A 19,108-nucleotide genomic window follows, 5' to 3' on the forward strand; every position below is an offset into this window, starting at 1 on the left:
AAATGCCAGGGGGAAGGTCAGAACATGGGTCAATTCTCAGTGGAAACTTGTGCCCCTCCCGGGTCAACTCTCAGTGCAAATCAACAGGCACAGGCCGCAATGCTGGGCCATGGTGTTCTCCTACTGTTGCGCGTGGTTGGCATTCTTCTAGGTCGGTCTGAAGCTCTCAATGACCTCCCAAGATTCACTTCGACTCGCGAAGCCATCAACAGCACACTGCTAATCTCTAACCGAACAAGCCGGATACCGATCCTTCCACGGCAACTCCTCTTCAAGCAGCAGCGCGGCCTGAATAAGACGTTCCTCCTCCGCAAACCTGGCAACTATTTGGATTCCCGCGGGGAGCCCCTGGTCAGTCGAGTGAACCGGTACCGAGATCGCGGGATGCCCCGACGCATTGAACACCGCCATAAATGCGTCGATGCGGTTCATCGATCTGTCCCACCGTTCAGCATCGACTTCACCAGCTGGGTCGCAGTTGAGTTCACCGATACGAGGGGCTGTCGACAGACATGTAGGCGTGACGAACAAATCATAATTCTGGAAGAACTGACCAACGATTCGATTGGTGTTGTCGATAATACCGAGTGCGTTCATCAGACCATCAAGGGTGAGTTTCTTTCCGCGACGGTAATAGGCCAATATCGAGGATTGAATATTGTCGCAACTTGGTTGACGACCAAATTTTTTGGCAAGCGCATCAATCGAATGTACAATATTGCAGCACCAGACGTCGAGAATGGCCGATGAAAAGCCACTGCAATCGAATCTCGGCATGGCCTGCTCCACAGTGTGCCCATGCGCCTCGAATACCCGGATCGTCTTATGGAGCCCATGGAGCATCTCGGGGCTGACGCTATCGCCGGACCAGGGCGCTTCAGCAAAGGCGACGCGAAGACGCGCCATTGACGTCCTCATGCTGTGGGTGAAAGAGCCAGCTGTTACTTCCATGCCATATGGATCGCCTGGCTCTCGACCCTGACACACATCCAGGGCAAGCGCGCAGTCGCGGACCGATCTCGTGACTACAAAACTGACTGACAGTCCCACAAGGGGATCAGCTCTGAAGGGCATTTGTGATATACGGCCACGTGAGGGCCTCAGACCGACGAGGCCGCAATGCGCAGCTGGGCTACGGATAGAACCTCCTGCGTCAGTTGCCGTGGCAATGGGTACGGCCCGTGCAGCCACCATTGCACACGATCCACCACTCGATCCACCAGGGGTGCGATCAAGATCCCAGGGGTTTCGCGTAATCCCGGCGATCCGGCTCTCCGTCACGGTGGCCATGCCGAATTCAGGAGTGGTAGTCCTGCCGAGTACAACGGCGCCCTGCCGCTTGAGACGTCCCGGCAGGCAATCCGTGTAGGGAGCGACGAAGCCTCGCGCCAATTCGCTGCCCATCTCCAGTTTCCGTCCCGCATCGGCGAGTAGATCCTTGTTGAGGATGGGAACGCCCGCAAACACACCAGTACGCGGCACCTGCCGGCGTAGCCGATCGATAAGGTCCGGGAAGATCTCAACAACAGCGTTAAGGCGAGGATTCACCTTTTCGATTGCATCTATGGCCGATAAAGCGAGTTCTAAAGATGTGATCTCACGCCTTCGTACGAGTTCAGCCAGCCCTGTTGCGTCGTAGCCTGCATATTCGGAAGGTCTCACCGCCGCTGCGGCTTATCGCGTTTATTGGACGTCCTTCGCATAGATGTAGCGATAGTTCAGCGGCGTGTCGAAGGGATCAACAAACACGCTCGGGTCTGCACCAATCCGGTCGGAATGGAACGTGATATGCTTCTCATTGTAGACCGGAGCCCACGGAGCATCCTTCATGACATCCCGGAAGATGGATTGCCATTCTGTAATGCGCGCAGCTGCCTGATCGGGTTTTGTCATCGAATCCGCTTTTGCGGCCCGCGCGTCTATTTCCTTGTTGCAGTATTTGGCCCAGTTCCAACCACCCTCCGACGTACCAGCACAGCCTAGGATCGCGGAGTAGAAACCTGCGGGATCTGGAAAATCTGTCAACCAGCCCATCCCGCCCGACCAGATCATGGGTGCCTTGCCGGATCCACCGGCCCCGATTACTTCACCTTGGGCGAGTGAGCGTATCTCGGCCTTGATGCCGATGGCGGCGAGGTCCTGTTGGATCGCCTGCGCGATACGAGGATGCGGATCAACGTTCATGGCGTAGAGTTCCGTGTCAAATCCGTCAGGATATCCAGCATCGGCGAGCAGCTTCTTTGCCCTTTCGATGTCATTGCCATAGCCCTTGTATTCCGGATCATATCCCGGCATCGCCGGAGGCAGAACCTGGAAGGTTGGGTTGGCCCGGTTATTAATGAGGCGAACAATCCGGTCACGGTTGATGGCCATGTTGACCGCTTGGCGGACTTCAACTTTATCGAATGGTGGTTGAGTAACGTTCATGGTGATAAAGGCAGTCTGAAGCCAGTCGCCCATCGCCACCAGGTCCTTTGTGGAGGGGTCAGTGGTAACTGCTGCGAACTGCGCGGGCGGCACGCCGTCGCCAGCAACATCAATTTCCCCCTTCTTGAGACGAAGGACTGAGACGGTGGGATCCTGACCAAATTCGTATGTCAGTCGGTCAAGATACGGGACGCCGGAAAGCCAGTAATCCTTGTTGCGCTCCAGGATTACGTGTTGGCCCGGTATCCACTCGACGAACTTGAACGCGCCTGACCCGACAGGTTGTTTCCCCCAGTCGGCTCCTGCCTTCTCAACTTCCTCTCTAGGAACAACCGACGCAAAGTGAAGTGACATGGAATAGAGGAAGGTGGCATCGGCCCGGCTGAGTTTGATTTCCACAACATCATCGCTCGGCGTCGATATACCTGAAAGCTCCGTTGCCTTGCCCGCCGAAAGTTCGTCGTACCCGACAATCGCACTGAAATAACCGCTACCCGGCGACTGGGTGGCCGGATTCACAGCGCGCTCGAGGGAGTACTTGACGTCGGCCGAGGTCAGCGGACGACCATTGTGAAACTTCACACCCTTGCGAAGGTTGAACGTATAGGTTTTTCCGTCTTCGGAGATTGTATACTTTTCCGCAAGCGACGGAACGAGTTCGACTGTGCCGGGCTTGTAGTCCATCAGCCTGTCGAAGATGCTGCGAATTGCAACATAGTTCTGCAAGTCGTAGCCGACCTGGGGATCAAGAGTCGTGAAATCATTGTTGAAGGTGATGACCGCTGCTCCGCCCTGTTTGGGTTCAGCAAAAGACTGCTGGATGCCAAACTGCTGCATGCCAACAAGCATCGAAAATGCAAACAATCCCGATAGCAAAGTCTTGCGCATAGCGTTCGCCCCCAAGTAATTAAGATTGCTGGATTCTATATCAGAAAGCGCCCACCAACAAGTGCCAACGATCGAATGTGGGGCCTTGCCACACCCGGGATTTTGACCGATAGACTTGCCGCTTCTTCGATGGCTACGGATTTCAGGCAGGTTCATGGGCGACACGTGGAAGCGCTTCCGCGGCGACAAGTTGGCGATAGTGGGTCTCGTGGTCATCTTCATCTTCGCCATGGCCGCCATCTTCGCCCCCGTCATTGCGCCCTATAACCCGACTGAACAGTTCTTCGACGGGCTGACGGATGAAGGCTCGCCCCTGCCTCCGGGCTGGCGTTTCTGGTTCGGCACCGACACCAATGGCCGCGACCAGTTCTCGCGCCTGCTCTTTGGCGCCCAGACCTCGCTGCTCATCGGCATCGTGGCCAACGGCATTGCCGTCACCATCGGCACCGCGCTGGGCCTCGTCGCCGGCTATATGCGCGGCTGGACCGGGGCCTCCATCATGCGGCTGACCGACCTGATGATGGCCTTTCCGCCGCTGCTGCTGGCCATCGCGCTGGCGGCAATCCTCAAGCCGGGATTGAACATCGTCATCCTCGTCATCGCGCTGGTGAACTGGGTGCAGATCGCGCGGGTGATCTACACCGAGACGGTCTCGCTCTCGGAGCGCGAATACATCGAGGCCGCACGCGCCCTGGGCGCCGGCAATGGCCGCATCCTGCTCCGCCACCTGCTGCCCCACCTGATCCCCACGGTCATTGTCTATGCCACGCTGGGCATCGCCACCACGGTGCTGCTGGAAGCCATGCTGTCCTTCCTCGGGCGTGGCGTGCAGCCACCCACCCCCGCCTGGGGCATGATGATCTTCGAAAGCCAGTCCTATTTCCTCAACGCCCCGTGGCTGGTCTTCATCCCGGGTGCTGCGATCCTCATCCTCGCGCTGGCCTTCAACCTGGTGGGCGATGGCCTGCGTGATGCCCTCGACCCCACCCAGCGCGGGAGGGGCTGATGCTGCACTACCTCGCTAGGCGCCTCGCCGCCTCGTTGCTGATCCTGCTCGGCGTCAGCATCGTCACCTTCGGCCTCACCTTCATGATTCCGGCGGACCCGGTGGCGATGATCGCCGGGCGCAACTCAACACCCCAGATGCGCGACAACATCCGCATCCAGCTCGGCCTCGACAAGCCCATCCCGGAGCAATATGCGCGCTACCTGGGCCGCCTCGTCACCGGCAACCTTGGCATGTCCTACGCGCGAAAATCCGAGGTGGGTCCGCTCGTCGTCTCGCGCCTTCCGCCCACGTTGCTGCTCATGCTGGGCGCCATCATCGCCGAACTGCTGATCGGCATCCCGGCGGGCATCTATGCCGCCACCCGGCGCGGCCGCTTTGCCGACAAGGCGGCCATGACACTGTCCTTCGTCAGCGTGTCCACCCCGCAATTCGTGCTGGGTCTCACGCTGCTCTATCTTTTCGCCTATCTCTGGAACTGGTTCCCGCTGGGAGGCTACGGCAAGCTCTCCAACCTCATTCTGCCCGCCCTTACGCTCGGCCTCGCGGGCGGTGGCTGGTATTCGCGCATGATGCGCTCCTCGATGATCGAGGTGCTGCGCAACGACTACATCCGGACAGCGCGCGCCAAGGGCATGAGCGAGTGGCGGGTGACCATGAAGCATGGCTTCCGCAACGCCATCCTGCCGATCGTGGCGATGATCGGCCTCGATGTCGGCATCTTCATGTCGGGCGTCGTGGTGGTGGAGAATGTCTTTGGCTGGCCGGGCATCGGGCAGCTGATGTGGCAGGCAATCCAGTCGCTGGACATCCCGGTGATCATGGGGGTGACCATCGTTGCTGCCTGCTTCATCGTGCTCGGCAACCTCATCGCCGACCTCGTGTCGCCGCTGATTGACCCGCGCATCCGCTTGCGCTGAGATAACATACACAAACGAACAAACGACAACAGGGAGAAGCTCGATGAAGAAACTGCTGATTTCGGCCGTGGCTGCGCTGGCCTTGCTGGCTGCGGCCCCGCTCGCCATGGCGGACGCCCCCAAGCAGGGCGGCCAGGCAACGGTCACCTTCAACAACGACCTCACCACGCTCGACCCGCAGGTGGGCTATGACTGGCAGAACTGGTCGGTCATCAAGTCGATCTTCGACGGTCTGATGGACTACAAGCCGGGCACCACCGAACTCGTGCCCGACCTCGCCGAGAGCTACACCGTCTCGGATGACGGCCTTACCTACACCTTCAAGCTGCGTGACGGTGTCAAGTTCCACAACGGCCGGACCATGACCTCCGCCGACGTTAAGTATTCCTTCGAACGCGCGGTCAACCCCGCAACGCAGAGCCCCGGCGGCGGCTATTTCGGCATGATCGCCGGCTATGACGACGTGGTGGGCGGCAAGGCCACCACGCTGTCCGGCATCGAGACGCCCGACGACAAGACGGTGATCTTCAAGCTCACCCGCCCTGATGCCACCTTCCTGCACCTGATGGCCATCAACTTCGGCTACGTGGTGCCGAAGGAAGAAGTCGAGAAGGCGGGTGCGGACTGGGGCAAGAAGCCTGTGGGAACAGGCGCCTTCAAGTTCGTAGAATGGGTGCCCGGCCAGTCGATCAAGCTCGAGCGCAACAAGGACTACTTCCGCGCCGGCGTGCCCTATCTCGACGGCGTGACCTTCGAGTTCGGCCAGGATCCGACGGTGGCGGTGCTGCGCCTCAAGAAGGGCGAGATCGACATCGTGGGTGACGGCATTCCGCCCGCCCAGTTCGCCGAACTGATGGCCGACCCCGCCAACAAACCGCTGATCGCCGAGGGCGACCAGCTGCACACTGGCTACGTCACCATGAACGTCACCCAGCCGCCCTTTGACAATGTGAAGGTACGCCAGGCGGTGAACATGGCCATCAACAAGGACCGCATTGTCCGCCTCATCAACAACCGCGGCGTGCCGGCCAGCCAGGCGCTGCCGCCCGCCATGCCCGGCTACAACCCGGACAACAAGGGCTATGGCTATGATCCCGAGGGCGCCAAGAAGCTGCTGGCGGAAGCAGGCGTGGGCGAGATCAACACCGAGCTCTATGTCATGAACGTCGACCCGAACCCGCGTATCGCCCAGGCGATCCAGCAGGACCTCGCGGCCGTCGGCATCAAGGCGGAAATCCGCTCGCTCGCGCAGGCCGAGGTGATTGCCGCCGGCGGCGCTGGCAAGGCGCCGATGATCTGGTCGGGTGGCATGGCCTGGATCGCCGATTTCCCGGATCCGGCCAACTTCTACTATGGCATCCTCGGCTGTGCCGGCGCCGTTGAGGGCGGCTGGAACTGGTCCAGGTATTGCAACAAGGCACTCGACGAGCGTGCCACCAAGGCAGACGCGATGGTGAAGGACGACCAGAAGGACGCCCGCATCACCGAGTGGAAGGCGATCTTTGACGACGTGCTGAAGGATGCGCCCTGGGCACCGATCTTCAACGAGAAGCGCTTCACCTATCATTCCGAACGCCTGGGCGGCGACGCCACATTGTTCACCGACCCGATCCATATTCCGGTGAACTACGACTACATCTACGCCAGGGACGCTCAGTAGGCTGATCAAACCACGCATGCTCCCTTCCCCCGCGGGGAAGGGAGCATTGTCATTGAGGGCACCATGACAAAACACGTCTGCAACCACACCATCCATGACCACCAGTGCCATTTCGGCTGGAACCGCGACAATCCGCCGGTCGTCCGCATCACGCCGGGCGAGACGGTGGAGTTCCACCCTATCGATTCCTCCGGCGGCCAGCTCAACGCCAAGTCGACACTCGCCGACCTGAAGGCGCTCGACTTCGGCAAGGTCAACCCCGTTGCCGGTCCCGTCTTCGTCGAAGGCGCTCAGCCCGGCGACGCCATCAAGGTGACGCTGCTCGACTTTGCACCCTCGGGCTGGGGCTGGACGGCCAACATCCCGGGCTTCGGCCTGCTGGCAGACCAGTTCAAGGACCCTGCCTTGCACATCTGGAGATATGACGCCACAACCATGGCGCCTGCCATGTTCGGTCCCGGCGGTCGCGTGCCTCTGAAGCCTTTTTGTGGCACCATCGGCCTCGCCCCGGCTGAGACCGGCACCCATTCCATCGTGCCGCCGCGCCGCATGGGCGGCAATATGGACATCCGCGACATGGCGGCAGGCACCGAACTCTATCTCCCCGTCGAGGTGGCGGGCGGGTTGTTCAGCGTTGGCGACACCCATGCCTGCCAGGGCGACGGCGAAGTCTGCGGCACAGCGATTGAAAGCCCGTGCTCGCTGCAGGCCAGATTTGATCTCGTCAACGGTGCTAACCTCGCCTTTCCGCGCTTCACCACGCCCGGCCCTGTCTCCCGCCACCTCGACGTGAAGGGCTATGAGGTGACCACCGGCATCGGCCCCGATCTCATGGAAGGTGCCAAGGCCGCCGTCACCGGCATGATCGATCTTCTCTCGAAGCGCTACAACATGAACGCCGTCGATGCCTACATGCTGTGCTCGGTGTGTGGCGACCTGCGCATCAGCGAGATCGTCGACATGCCGAACTGGGTTGTCTCCTTCTACTTCCCGCGTGTCGTGTTTGAATGAGTGAACATGCCCTGCTCCGCGTCGATGGCCTGACAGTCGGCTTCAGCACGGAGCAGGGCCCGGTCCGCGTCGTGGAGGATGTCTCCTTCGAACTCAAGGCCGGGCACACGCTGGGCCTCGTAGGCGAGTCAGGCTGCGGCAAGAGCGTCACCGCGCAGACCATCATGCGCCTGCTGCCAAGCCCACCCTCACGCATCGACGCGGGACGCATCCTGTTTGACGGCAAGGACCTTGCCGCCGCCACGCAGCGCGAGATGCAGAAAATCCGCGGCGACCGCATCGGCATGGTGTTCCAGGAACCGATGACCAGCCTCAATCCCACACTGCGCATCGGCGAGCAGATCGCCGAACCACTGATGCTGCACCGTGGCCAGCGCCGCGCGGAGGCCGACGAGCAGGTGATCGGCGTCCTGAAACAGGTCGGCATCGGCAACGCCGAGCGCCGGTTGCTGCAATATCCGCATGAGCTTTCAGGCGGCCTGCGCCAGCGCGTGATGATCGCCATGGCCATCATCTGCAAGCCGAAGCTCTTGATCGCCGACGAGCCGACGACGGCGCTGGACGTCACCATCCAGGCACAGATCATGGAGCTCCTCAAGGCGCTGCAGAAGGAACTGGGCCTCGCCGTGCTGCTCATCACCCATGATCTCGGCATGGTGGCCGAGATGTGCGAGACCATCGCCGTGATGTATGCCGGCCGCATCGTCGAAACGGGGCGCACGGTGGATGTCTTCGCCAATCCGCACCACCCCTACACCTACGGCCTTCTCACCTCATCGCCGCGCCGCGCCCGGAAGGGCGAACGCCTGCCCTCCATTCCCGGCCTCGTGCCGCCGCCGGGAGCGCGCGGGCAGGGCTGCAGCTTCGCCGCGCGCTGCCCCAATGTACTGGAACGCTGCCGCATCGACGCGCCGCCGCTGATTGCCCTGGGCAAGGATGCCGCCGCCTGCTGGAACCCCGTGCCATGACGCCGCTGCTCGAGGCCCGGGGCCTCTCAAAGTTCTTCCCCGCGCGCGATGGCAAGGGCCTCGTCCGCGCCGTCAATGACGTGAGCCTGTCGCTGGCCGAAGGCGAGACGCTGGGCATCGTCGGCGAGTCGGGCTGCGGCAAGTCCACGCTCGCCCGCATGCTCATGCGGCTGATCGAGCCCTCCGGGGGCAAGGTGCTGTTCCATGGCGAGGACCTGCTGTCGCTCTCGCGCGCTGCCATGCGTCAGAAGCGGCGCGACATCCAGATCGTGTTCCAGGACCCCTATGCCTCGCTCGACCCGCGCATGAACATCGCGCAGATCATTGCCGAGCCGCTCGACATCCACGGCATCGGCAGCACGGCGGAGCGTGCCGCAAAGGTGAAGGACCTGATCGCGCTCGTCGGCCTCGACCCGGCCTCGGCCACGCGTTACCCGCATGAATTCTCTGGCGGCCAGCGCCAGCGCATCGGCATCGCGCGCGCCATCGCACTCGAACCTCGACTCCTGGTGCTCGATGAACCGGTCTCGGCACTCGATGTGTCGATCCAGTCGCAGATCCTCAATCTGCTCGACGATCTCAAGCTGCGGCTGCGGCTCTCATACGTCTTCATCTCGCATGACCTGTCGGTGGTGCAGCATGTGAGCGACCGCGTGGCGGTGATGTATCTCGGTCGCATCGTCGAGGAAGGCCCAGCGGACGCCGTGCTCGGCGAGCCGAAGCACCCCTACACACAGGCGCTGATCTCCGCCATTCCGGAGATCGACCCGACGCGCCGCAAGACACATGTGCTGCTGCCCGGCGATCCGCCGAACCCCGAAGACGTCCCGCCCGGCTGCGCCTTCAACCCGCGCTGCCCCATCGCGCAGGAAATTTGCCGGCGTGATGAGCCGCCCTTGCGGAGTTCTGGCGCGTCCCGCGCGCGCTGTCACTTCGTGGATGAGGCCTAGCGCGCATGCACGACGTCTTTGCCGCAGCGCGGCAGCTGATCGCGACGGGCTGAGGCGGCGCGTCGCAGCACGCGCATCCCTATCCTGCGCTCTAGTGCTCTTGGCACGCTTGCCGCTGCGCGCGGCCTGGACGATAGTCGCGCGGCAATGACCCGACTGACCCCCAAGCACCGCATCCGTTCCTCCAGCGCCGAGGAGGTGAAGTCTGCCGCGCGCGGTCCCTTCATCTCGCGCAAGCTGGAAACCTTCAATGTGCTGTCGGGCGAGGGGCTCGAGCTCATCGAGCGCAACGCCGACACCATCCTCAAGGAAACGGGAATGGAGTTTCACGGCGATCCCGAGATACTCGACATCTTCAGTGAAGCCGGCTGCAACGTGCAGGACACGCGGGTGCGCTTCGACCCGGGCTTCTGCCGCAGCACCGTGCGGGATTCGAACCCTGTGAATTCCTGGTGTTAACAAGATCAATGGGTTACAAGCAGAGAGAGTTGGCTGCCAGGCTCTCTCCCTCCGCCATAAACCTCCAATAAAACCTTGATTTATAACAGAAATTGTCGACGGTGCCACGACAGATCCTAGCGTTGCTCCTGGCGCCGTCAATTGCATCCGCGTGCCTTCTTTCAGCTGTCATGTCGGTCGATTGGTCCGTTACCTTATCCTCAGACGTCGGAGTAGGTTCGCAAACTCCCTCTGCGCCTCAAGGCTCTGCGCCTGTTGGGAATAGCGTTCTGTGGTCGACATTTGCCAATGCCCGAGCAGGGGAACCGCACACCGCACGTGGGCAGGATCGTGGATCGCGAGCGCTGTCGTCGCCTCATCCCGAAACAGGTGCGGGTTGATCCCGGTACCGAAAGCCGCCGCAGTACGCTGTTCTTACTGGCCTCGGCGGTGATGAGGATTGTCCAAATATCGCCATTGGCGATCAGGCTCGTGCCCATTGCGGCACCTGTCTCTGAAGCGCGGCAAGCATCTTTTGGACATGCCTGACGACGAACGCCATGAGTTGCACATCGCACTGAGAAACCTGCGGTATGCCGTGGAGTTCTTCAGGAGCCTGTTTGGCAAGTCGAACGGCGTGCGTTCATACCTCAAGAGTGTTGCCGACCTTCGGGAAGATCTTGGTGCCCACAATGATGCTGCTACGGCAAAGGCCTTCATCCATTCACTGGGACTTCCGCCTGATATCGAGACCTACTTCGCGTCTGGCTATCTGCTCGGCTGGTATTGCCACGCGACGCTTGTGGCCGATTCGCATCTGGCAAAGAAGTGGAAGAACTTCAGGCGGCAGGACGCATTCTGGACTTGAACCCGGCACCAGATAGGGTGGCGCGCGAAGCGCCACCCTTTTTGCCTGTTCATTCAGCCGCTTCACGCAGCACTGTGCGAGCTTGCGCGGCGAGGGACTTGGTGGCGGCAATGCACTCGCGGGCAGCGTACCAGTAGCGCTCTTTCAACTCGATGTTGAAGACGACGCCCTGGGGAAAGCGGCATTCCGCCATCAGTTCCGTCCAGGGGATGTCGCCCCAGCCCACCGGCAGGTGCAGGTCGCCATGGCCAAAGGCCAGCCGTTCGCCTTCCGTGAACATCCAGATATCGTCCTGGCGGCCAAAGCTGTCGTGGATGTGGAGATGCTTCGCGAAGGGAGAAAGTGCTGCTACCTCGCTCAGGAAATCTGACCGCCGACCTTCGAAATCAAGCCGGAGATAGGAATGGCTGAAGTCGATCGTCGCCATCACAGCCGGATGGTCGATGGCGGCGAGTTCTTGAGCCAACCGCAGCGGTGTCGGCGTGTGCTGGCTGCCATTGTCGGTGAACAGCGTCTCGACGCACAAGGTGATGTTGCGCTCCGCAGCGAGATCGCCCGCCATCTGCAGCCATTCGCGCTGGCGCAGATAGGCTTCTTCCAACCCCTCGGCCTGCTGCATCGGCGCCACGCCGGCGTGTACTACGTAATTTGCCGCCTTGACCTCGGCAGCGACATCCAGCGAGGCGGCCAGCACCTCGAGATGGCGGGGAAGCCGCCAATCCTCGTCCATGAAGTTGATGGCGAGTGGACCGTGCACGGTGAAAGCGACAGTGCGGCCTGAGCAGGCCTGCTTCAGGGCATCCATCTGCGATTGGCGTATGCGCCCGCCAACCACGATATCCATATCATAGGTCGGCAGTTCGATGGTGGCAACCCCGAGTTCCTCGATCATGTCGAGTTCCACCCCGAAGTCCGAGAGGTCGTTGGCGCGCTTGTGAGCGGAGATGCCAACTCCGATGTTTCCGTTCTGCAGCATTGGCGTGTTCCTGAATGTGGCGGCACCACGCCGCTGCGCGCAGCGATAGCTCCGCCCCATGTAGAACCCGCGACAGCTTTGTTACCGGTTGATGCCACCGAGTTTTTCTTTGATTGACGAAAGAATGACGCCATAATGTCATTCATTCTTCATCGAAAGGTGAGTCGGCATGCGAAGTCTGACCCTGATTGCCTGTGTTCTCATGTGCGGCAGCGCCGCGGCTGGCGACCTCGCCGAGGCGGACCTCAAGGATGCGCTGGTCGGCCAGACCCTGCAGTGGTGGGAAACCGATGGCTGGCGCTATGGCCACATGACACTGTTGCCTGACGGACGAGCGGAGATCACACTCGACGCGCCGGTCGCCACGCGCGACGAAGGCCAATGGCGGATTTCGGGGGGCCAGTTGTGCACGTCCTGGTCGAGCCTGCGCGGGCGCGACACGAAGTGCTACTCTGTATCGCGCACCGCTCCCGATCGGTTCGTGACCAGTGGTGGCAATGTCTTCGTTGTGATCGCTGCGGGGGCGTGAACCCTTCCGTCATGTGAACGTCAGGATTCGTTTACCAATCCGTCCCACAGCCGTCATCCACCGACCTCTAGCTTGTTGGTTGGGGAGCGTTCCGCTCGCCGCCAACTCGGAGGTAACACATGAACCGAATTCTCATTGCAGCTGCGTCCCTTGGCGCGCTCGCTCTCGCCGCAGCTCCCGCCCACGCGGAGCGAATCAAATTTGACTTCTGGTACGGCAACACTGGCGCCATCGCCGAAGTCGTGCAGAAGCATTGCGATCTTTTCAATCAGTCGCAGGACAAGTACGAAGCCGTGTGCACCGGGCAGGGCGGTTACGACAAGGCCGAGCAGAACACGATTGCGGCTTATCGCGCCAAGCAGCAGCCCACCATCGTCCAGATCTATGACGCGGGTACCGTGAACTTCATGCTTTCGGATGCCATCATTCCTGCCGTGCAGTTCGCCAAGGACCATGGCATGACCGTCGATTGGGACTCCTATTTTGGCGGTATCAAGAACTATTACGCCACCTCCAAGGGTGAGATGTGGTCCTTCCCCTACAACTCCTCCACTGCGATGTTCTACTGGAACAAGGACGCTTGGGCGAAGATCGGCAAGACTGAAGCCCCCAAGACATGGAACGAATATGCCGCCGACTTGAAGGCCATGAAAGCTGCCGGCGTCTCTTGCGGGTTGGCGCTCGACTATGACACCTGGACCGCCCTCGAGCAGTTCTCTGCCTCGAACGACCTGCCCATCGCCACGATGAACAACGGCTATGACGGGCTCGGTGCGGAACTCCTGTTCAACAAGACGGCCTACGTCGATCACATGAAGGACTACAAGTCCTGGCTCGATGCCGGCTTTGCCGAGTTGCACACGGAACAGACCGGCAAGGATATCGACCAGGCATTTGCCGACGGCAGCTGCGCCTCTATTTTTGAATCGATCGCCGATTTCCGCAATTTCAAGCAGACGGCGACGGGCTTCAACTGGGGTGTTGCGATGCTTCCGCTGCTCGACGGCAAGGAGCGCAAGAACACGCTGGTGGGTGGCGCCTCGCTGTGGGTGATGAAGGGCAAGACGGATCAGGAATATGAGGCGGCGACAGCCTTCCTCAACTATGTCACCGCAGCCGACACCGGCCAGAAGTACATCGTCGAGAACACTGGCTATATCCCGGTGCGCGCCGATGGCCTTGAGCTTTTGAACAAGGAAGGCTTCTACCAGAAGCCCGAGAATGCCGGCCGTGAACTCGCCATCGCTTCGCTGACCGCATCCAACGGCACGCCCGTGACCCGTGGCATTCGCCTTGGTAACTACACCTCGATCCGCAAGGCTCTCAAGTCCGAGCTCGAGGCAGCCTTCGCTGGTCAGAAGGACGTCCAGGTCGCCATCGACGATGCAGTGGCGACGGGCAATGAGATCCTGCGCCGCTACGAGCAGACCTTCCAGGGCGCGCAGCTGCCCTGATACGGGACCGGGCCGGGCGGCTTATAGGCCGCCCGGCCAAACCCCGGCGCCTTCTCCTCGAATAGTCTGGACCTCACGCTTTGCTCAGGCACGCGGCATTCACCAACATCTGGCTCGCCACCGCGCTTGTGGTGCCGCAGCTGCTGCTGGTGTTCATCTTCTTCTACTGGCCAACCGGCGAGGCGCTGTACTGGGCTTTCACGCTCGAGCAGCCTTTCGGCGGCAGCAACCAGTGGGTGGGCTGGCTGAATTTCTCCACGGTCTTCAAGGACCCAAAGTACTGGAACTCGGTTCAGGTCTCGATCATCTTCGCAGTGGCGACAACTGCAATCATCATCTCGGTGTCGCTGTTTCTCGCCCTGCTGGTTGACCGTCGCCTGCCTGGCCACCAGATCTATTCCTTTGCCTATTTCATACCATACGCCATGGCTGCGCCTGCGGCTGGGCTCGCCTTCCGCTTCATCTTCTCTCCCAATGCCGGCTTCGTCGCGGCGATCAACGACTGGTTCCCGAACATCTGGAACCCGGCGACGGACGGTCTTGACGCAATGATCCTTGTTGTCCTGTGCCAGGCATGGAAATCGATCGGCTACAGCTTCGTGTTCTTCCTCGCTGCCCTGCAGTCCATTCCCCGACCCCTCACCGAGGCTGGTGCGATGGACGGCGCCGGTGCACTGCGCCGCATGTGGGACATCCAGGTGCCGCTGGTGATGCCTACGTTGTTCTTCCTGCTCATCATCAACCTGACCGACAGTTTCGTTGACAGCTTCGGCATCATTGACATCACCACACATGGTGGTCCGGCACGTGCCACGGAGCTGATGGTCTACAAGATCTATTTCGATGGCTTCAAGGCGCAGGATTACTCGCTGGCAGCCGCTGAGTCGATCGTGCTCATGTTGCTGGTCATTGTTCTCACCTTCATCCAGTTCCGCTTCGTCGAGCGACGCGTCCATTACGCATGAGGATGATCCGATGATCGAGCGAACCCCTCTTCTCAATGCTTTGTCGCAAGTCGTCCTGCTGGTCATGCTGTTCGTGATCCTCGTGCCGTTCTGGATGGTGTTCGCAGCGGCAAGCCATGACTTCGTGACCGTCAACCGGGTGCCAATGCCGCTATGGCCTGGCGGCCATCTCTATGAAAATCTCAGCGAAGTCTGGACCAAGGGAAATTTTGGGACAGCTCTTACCAATTCCTTCATCTCCTCGGTGCTTGTGACGGTAGGAAAGGTGTTCCTTGCGTCGATCACCGCATTTTCAATCGTGTTCTTCCGCTACCGGGCGCGCATGCTGGTGTTCTGGGCAATCTTCATAACTCTGATGTTGCCACTCGAAGTGCGCATCGTGCCGACCTATGCGGTGGCGGCCAATGTATTGAGCCCGGTGCAGCAGACGTTGAACTTCCTCGGCTTCCAATTGGTGCTGCCGGAGTGGAACCTTCTCAACACGTATCCTGGTCTCGTGCTGCCACTGGTGGCCACAGCGACGGGCACCTTTCTCTACCGGCAGTTCTATCTAACCATACCCAAGGATCTCGCCGAGGCCGCGAAGATGGACGGGGCTGGCCCCCTGCGATTCTACTGGCAGATCCTGATGCCGCTGTCGCGAAGCAACATGGCGGCACTGGCAGCGATCATGTTTGTCTATGCATGGAACCAGTATCTCTGGCCGCTGCTGGTGATCACTGACCAAGCAAATTACGCCACGGCCACAATGCAGCTTCAGAAGATGGTTCCGGAAGGCTTCGGTGAGCCTCCGGTATGGAACACCGCCATGGCTGCAACACTCATTGTACTCATACCCCCTGCCGTCGTGTCGATCCTCCTGCAGAGGCTGATCGTCAGAGGCCTCATCACAACCGAGAAGTGAACAGATGTCAGCCATCAGCCTGCGCAAAGTGAAAAAGGCATATGGAAAGAACGAGGTCGTGCACGGTGTGGACTTCGAGGCAGCGACCGGTGAGTTCGTCGTCGTCCTAGGTCCCTCGGGCTGCGGCAAGTCAACCCTGCTACGGATGGTGGCCGGCCTAGAAGCGGTGACGTCGGGAGAGATCGAGATCGGGGGGCGGGTTGTCAACACGCTCGAGCCACGCGAGCGCGGCTGCGCAATGGTATTTCAGAACTATGCCCTCTATCCGCACATGAGCGTGGCCGACAACATCGGCTATTCCCTCAAGGTCGCGGGCGTCCCGCGCAACACGCGTGAGACGCGGGTGAAGGCCGTGGCTGAATCTCTCGGGCTTGGTGAATTTCTGCGCCGCAAGCCCGGGCAGCTTTCGGGCGGTCAGCGCCAGCGCGTGGCCATGGGGCGCGCCATGATCCGTGAGCCCAAGGTGTTCCTCTATGACGAGCCTCTGTCGAATCTCGATGCCAAGCTGCGCGTGGCGATGCGCGTCGAGATACGTAGGCTTCACCAAAAACTAGGCACCACCACATTGTTCGTCACGCATGATCAGGTGGAGGCCATGACACTGGCCGACCGGATCGTGGTCATGAACAAGGGGGTGATCGAACAGGTGGGAACGCCTGCCGATGTGTACCATCGCCCGCAGTCTACCTATGTCGCATCCTTCATTGGAGCGCCCGGCATGAACATCCTGCCGGCCCGCAGAGGGGCGGGGTCATCTCTCCTTGTCTTTGCCGACGGGCAGACTCTGGATCTGGGCGATCGTTCGGGAGGGAGCGCATTGCCCGACGAAGTTCATGTGGGAATAAGGGCCGAGTCGATCAATCTTGCAGAAAACGGAAAGGGAGTGCGCGCCAAAGTTCACTTCACGGAGGAATTGGGATCGTCCCGGTTACTCCATGCTGAGATAGGGTCGTCCCAGGTGGTTGTTTCGAGCAAGGACGCAGGAGCAGTAGAAGCTGGCGCCGAGGTGTTGCTTGATCTTGCACCCGGAGCGCTGCACTTCTTTCATCCCGAGAGCGGTCGACGCATTTCTCATTGAGTTTTCAAAGTTTGCGCCATGTTGCGTTCAGGCACTCGGCGGTCGCTGGGCACGAAAGTCGATTGGCAACTGCAACTTGTCGTCACATGATGTTCACGGTTTCCGCTCAGCCTGACATGATGACAGACACCATCACGAATGCTCAGCGAGACCTCGATGAATACCGTCCCGACGCTCTCCGTGACCGTCTCGGCACGCTGAGACGCGAGATCGACGAATACGCAGGCATGTTGCTCGACGCGTGGCGCCCTACCTTGGGAGGCTCCCACTTCTTACCATCTGCCGAGAACCTGGCACATTATCTGGCGTTTCGGCGTGCTGAGCTGCGCGACATGCAACCTGGATTGCAAGCGCTCGGCCTGTCGACACTCGGCCGCAGCGAGGCCCATGTCATGCCCAGCCTGGATGCGGTGATTGCATCACTCGCACGCATCGCCGGCTCGACGGAAGTCCAATTTCCGGCGGCTCAGGCATTTATGGTCGGACCCGCCACATTGCTGGAGAACCAGAGTGGCATTTTTGGCAAGGATCCCGCCGGGCCGCGTACCCGCATCATGGTGACGTTGCCTAGCGAGGCGGCCCAGGATGCTCGGCTGCTCATGGCACTCATCGGCGAAGGGGCTGATTGCGTGCGCATCAACTGTGCACATGACGACGAAGACGCGTGGGCCGCGATGATCGGGCACACTCGTCAGGCTGCGAAGGCGCTTGGCCGCGACGTTCGCGTGCTGATGGACCTCGCAGGCCCCAAGATCCGCATCCGGGAGGTCGATGCAAAGAAGGACACGCGGTTGTTTCCAGGCGACCGGTTCATAATCGCGGCTTCCCTGGCGGACAAGTGCCCCCTACCGCAAGTCACGTTATCCCATCCGCAACTCGTCGATCAGCTGATGGCGGGAACTGGCCTGTGGATGGATGATGGCAAGCTTGGTGCCCGCGTGGTGGGTGCTTCGGAAGCGGCGGTCACGGCGGAGGTCACATTCGCCCGCAGCAAGGGCTACAGGCTGAAGCCCGAAAAGGGGGTCAACCTTCCTGGCCTTGACCTCGATATACCAGCCCTAACGGAAGATGACCTCTTACATTTAAGTTTCGTCGCCGCCAATGCCGACATCATTGGCTATTCATTCGTGCAGACGCCGGCCGACATTCGCAGGTTGGCGGATGAATTGGCTGGCCGCATGGAGGGAAGGGAGATGCCGGCGTTGATGCTGAAGATCGAGACGCCGCTCGCGGTAAGGAACCTGCCGCGCCTTCTGGTGCAAACGGGCTCAATGATGCCCGTGGCGGTGATGATCGCGCGTGGCGACCTAGCAGTTGAGATTGGTCTGCCGCGCCTGTCGGAAGTCCAGGAGGAAATCCTGTGGCTGTGCGAGGCGGCCCATGTACCCGTTGTGTGGGCAACACAGGTACTGGAGACGCTCGTTAAAGAGGGTGCCGCAACCCGCGCCGAAACGACTGATGCCGCCATGGGCCAGCGCGCCGAATGCGTGATGCTTAACAAGGGGCCGCATATCGTTGAAGCCGTCGCCTTTCTCGATGGCATTCTCCGCCGCATGGATCGCCACCAAACCAAGAAGTCCGCAAAACTCGGGGCGCTTGGTGCATGGGATGGTCCTCAGCACCTCAACGATTAGGCACTTTGGAATTTTCTGATCGTCCGCAACATTGCCAAGAGCCTGCTTTACACGATCCTCGTGGGCGTCGCGCTGTGGTGGGGATGGGAAGGGATGCAGGAAGAAGCAGACCTCACGGGATTGCTGGACTTCTATGATGCGGCCTTGTGAATCGCGTGCTTCGCCGTCATCGAGTTGAATGTCTTCAACGACGAGAAGCCCGAAGAACTCCCCGTTCACATGCGCGCTTGAGCCTTTGTTCACTGAGATGACAAGGGCAAATCTGTCTGCCCAGCACCAAAATCTACGGGCGACCTAAATCGTGAAAGTGGCGTGCCCAAAAAGCGCCTACCGGGATGTAAATAGCAAGTAATTATTACAAAAGTTCAACGAGTCAATGAAGACTCCAGAAGTTGCGGGATAGCCAATAAAATAGTGATTTGTTGGCCTATT

17 protein-coding genes are annotated in these 19,108 nt (G+C 60.4%); 14 read left to right on the forward strand and 3 right to left on the reverse strand.

Going from position 1 to position 19,108, the window contains the following annotated elements; genetic code table 11:
• Positions 1-219: 219 nt before the first annotated feature.
• Positions 220-1,662: an amidase gene (locus WCJ41_RS15385; protein ID WP_336906717.1), complete on the reverse strand. Its 1,443-nt coding sequence runs from the start codon at positions 1,660-1,662 to the stop codon at positions 220-222.
• Positions 1,663-1,683: 21 nt separating this feature from the next.
• Positions 1,684-3,315 (reverse strand): ABC transporter substrate-binding protein, encoded by a 1,632-nt coding sequence (locus tag WCJ41_RS15390; protein WP_336906733.1) that lies wholly within the window; start codon positions 3,313-3,315, stop codon positions 1,684-1,686.
• 154 nt (positions 3,316-3,469) lie between these two features.
• On the opposite strand from WCJ41_RS15390, the gene WCJ41_RS15395 reads away from it, so the two are divergent.
• From WCJ41_RS15395 to WCJ41_RS15430, 8 genes are all read left to right on the forward strand, one after another.
• A complete protein-coding gene (locus tag WCJ41_RS15395; protein WP_336906718.1) occupies positions 3,470-4,321 on the forward strand; it encodes an ABC transporter permease in 852 nt (283 codons plus the stop codon).
• The gene (locus WCJ41_RS15400; protein ID WP_336906719.1) at positions 4,321-5,241 is read left to right on the forward strand and encodes an ABC transporter permease; all 921 of its coding nucleotides are present in this window, start codon (positions 4,321-4,323) and stop codon (positions 5,239-5,241) included. The genes WCJ41_RS15395 and WCJ41_RS15400 overlap by 1 nt, the downstream gene beginning before the upstream one ends.
• A gap of 43 nt (positions 5,242-5,284) precedes the next feature.
• On the forward strand, positions 5,285-6,901 hold the full coding sequence (locus tag WCJ41_RS15405; protein WP_336906720.1) for an ABC transporter substrate-binding protein: 1,617 nt from the start codon (positions 5,285-5,287) through the stop codon (positions 6,899-6,901).
• A gap of 63 nt (positions 6,902-6,964) precedes the next feature.
• Positions 6,965-7,912, forward strand: coding sequence for an acetamidase/formamidase family protein (locus tag WCJ41_RS15410; RefSeq protein ID WP_336906721.1), 948 nt, complete (start codon positions 6,965-6,967; stop codon positions 7,910-7,912).
• Complete coding sequence (locus WCJ41_RS15415) at positions 7,909-8,880, forward strand: ABC transporter ATP-binding protein (protein ID WP_336906722.1); 972 nt, start codon at positions 7,909-7,911, stop codon at positions 8,878-8,880. Before WCJ41_RS15410 ends, WCJ41_RS15415 begins: the two co-directional genes overlap by 4 nt.
• Complete coding sequence (locus tag WCJ41_RS15420; RefSeq protein WP_336906723.1) at positions 8,877-9,830, forward strand: dipeptide ABC transporter ATP-binding protein; 954 nt, start codon at positions 8,877-8,879, stop codon at positions 9,828-9,830. The genes WCJ41_RS15415 and WCJ41_RS15420 overlap by 4 nt, the downstream gene beginning before the upstream one ends.
• 147 nt (positions 9,831-9,977) lie before the next feature.
• The gene (locus tag WCJ41_RS15425; protein ID WP_336906724.1) at positions 9,978-10,289 is read left to right on the forward strand and encodes a trimethylamine methyltransferase family protein; all 312 of its coding nucleotides are present in this window, start codon (positions 9,978-9,980) and stop codon (positions 10,287-10,289) included.
• A 478-nt stretch (positions 10,290-10,767) separates the two neighbouring features.
• Positions 10,768-11,136 (forward strand): CHAD domain-containing protein, encoded by a 369-nt coding sequence (locus tag WCJ41_RS15430; protein ID WP_336906725.1) that lies wholly within the window; start codon positions 10,768-10,770, stop codon positions 11,134-11,136.
• A 49-nt stretch (positions 11,137-11,185) separates the two neighbouring features.
• On the opposite strand, the gene WCJ41_RS15435 is transcribed toward WCJ41_RS15430, so the two are convergent.
• Complete coding sequence (locus WCJ41_RS15435; RefSeq protein ID WP_336906726.1) at positions 11,186-12,112, reverse strand: sugar phosphate isomerase/epimerase; 927 nt, start codon at positions 12,110-12,112, stop codon at positions 11,186-11,188.
• 169 nt (positions 12,113-12,281) lie between these two features.
• On the opposite strand from WCJ41_RS15435, the gene WCJ41_RS15440 reads away from it, so the two are divergent.
• From WCJ41_RS15440 to WCJ41_RS15465, 6 genes are all read left to right on the forward strand, one after another.
• On the forward strand, positions 12,282-12,641 hold the full coding sequence (locus WCJ41_RS15440; RefSeq protein ID WP_336906727.1) for a hypothetical protein: 360 nt from the start codon (positions 12,282-12,284) through the stop codon (positions 12,639-12,641).
• 119 nt (positions 12,642-12,760) lie between these two features.
• Entirely contained in the window at positions 12,761-14,095 is a 1,335-nt protein-coding gene (locus WCJ41_RS15445; protein WP_336906728.1) for a glycerol 3-phosphate ABC transporter, read from the forward strand.
• Between the two features lie 80 nt (positions 14,096-14,175).
• Complete coding sequence (locus WCJ41_RS15450; protein WP_336906729.1) at positions 14,176-15,060, forward strand: ABC transporter permease subunit; 885 nt, start codon at positions 14,176-14,178, stop codon at positions 15,058-15,060.
• Between the two features lie 10 nt (positions 15,061-15,070).
• On the forward strand, positions 15,071-15,964 hold the full coding sequence (locus tag WCJ41_RS15455) for an ABC transporter permease subunit (RefSeq protein ID WP_336906730.1): 894 nt from the start codon (positions 15,071-15,073) through the stop codon (positions 15,962-15,964).
• A gap of 4 nt (positions 15,965-15,968) precedes the next feature.
• The gene (gene ugpC, locus WCJ41_RS15460; RefSeq protein ID WP_336906731.1) at positions 15,969-17,042 is read left to right on the forward strand and encodes a sn-glycerol-3-phosphate ABC transporter ATP-binding protein UgpC; all 1,074 of its coding nucleotides are present in this window, start codon (positions 15,969-15,971) and stop codon (positions 17,040-17,042) included.
• Positions 17,043-17,158: 116 nt separating this feature from the next.
• Entirely contained in the window at positions 17,159-18,676 is a 1,518-nt protein-coding gene (locus tag WCJ41_RS15465; RefSeq protein ID WP_336906732.1) for a pyruvate kinase, read from the forward strand.
• Positions 18,677-19,108: the final 432 nt, after the last annotated feature.

Source organism: Aestuariivirga sp. (genome assembly GCF_037139295.1).
Taxonomy (GTDB): domain Bacteria; phylum Pseudomonadota; class Alphaproteobacteria; order Rhizobiales; family Aestuariivirgaceae; genus Aestuariivirga.

Coding starts and splice junctions, on each gene's coding strand:
- WCJ41_RS15440 (WP_336906727.1), top strand. CDS start 12,282: ATGCGAAGTCTGACCCTGATTGCCTGTGTTCTCATGTGCGGCAGCGCC.
- WCJ41_RS15410 (WP_336906721.1), top strand. CDS start 6,965: ATGACAAAACACGTCTGCAACCACACCATCCATGACCACCAGTGCCAT.
- WCJ41_RS15425 (WP_336906724.1), top strand. CDS start 9,978: ATGACCCGACTGACCCCCAAGCACCGCATCCGTTCCTCCAGCGCCGAG.
- WCJ41_RS15445 (WP_336906728.1), top strand. CDS start 12,761: ATGAACCGAATTCTCATTGCAGCTGCGTCCCTTGGCGCGCTCGCTCTC.
- WCJ41_RS15405 (WP_336906720.1), top strand. CDS start 5,285: ATGAAGAAACTGCTGATTTCGGCCGTGGCTGCGCTGGCCTTGCTGGCT.
- WCJ41_RS15390 (WP_336906733.1), bottom strand. CDS start 3,315: ATGCGCAAGACTTTGCTATCGGGATTGTTTGCATTTTCGATGCTTGTT.
- WCJ41_RS15455 (WP_336906730.1), top strand. CDS start 15,071: ATGATCGAGCGAACCCCTCTTCTCAATGCTTTGTCGCAAGTCGTCCTG.
- WCJ41_RS15465 (WP_336906732.1), top strand. CDS start 17,159: ATGATGACAGACACCATCACGAATGCTCAGCGAGACCTCGATGAATAC.
- ugpC (WP_336906731.1), top strand. CDS start 15,969: ATGTCAGCCATCAGCCTGCGCAAAGTGAAAAAGGCATATGGAAAGAAC.
- WCJ41_RS15395 (WP_336906718.1), top strand. CDS start 3,470: ATGGGCGACACGTGGAAGCGCTTCCGCGGCGACAAGTTGGCGATAGTG.
- WCJ41_RS15400 (WP_336906719.1), top strand. CDS start 4,321: ATGCTGCACTACCTCGCTAGGCGCCTCGCCGCCTCGTTGCTGATCCTG.
- WCJ41_RS15415 (WP_336906722.1), top strand. CDS start 7,909: ATGAGTGAACATGCCCTGCTCCGCGTCGATGGCCTGACAGTCGGCTTC.
- WCJ41_RS15420 (WP_336906723.1), top strand. CDS start 8,877: ATGACGCCGCTGCTCGAGGCCCGGGGCCTCTCAAAGTTCTTCCCCGCG.
- WCJ41_RS15435 (WP_336906726.1), bottom strand. CDS start 12,112: ATGCTGCAGAACGGAAACATCGGAGTTGGCATCTCCGCTCACAAGCGC.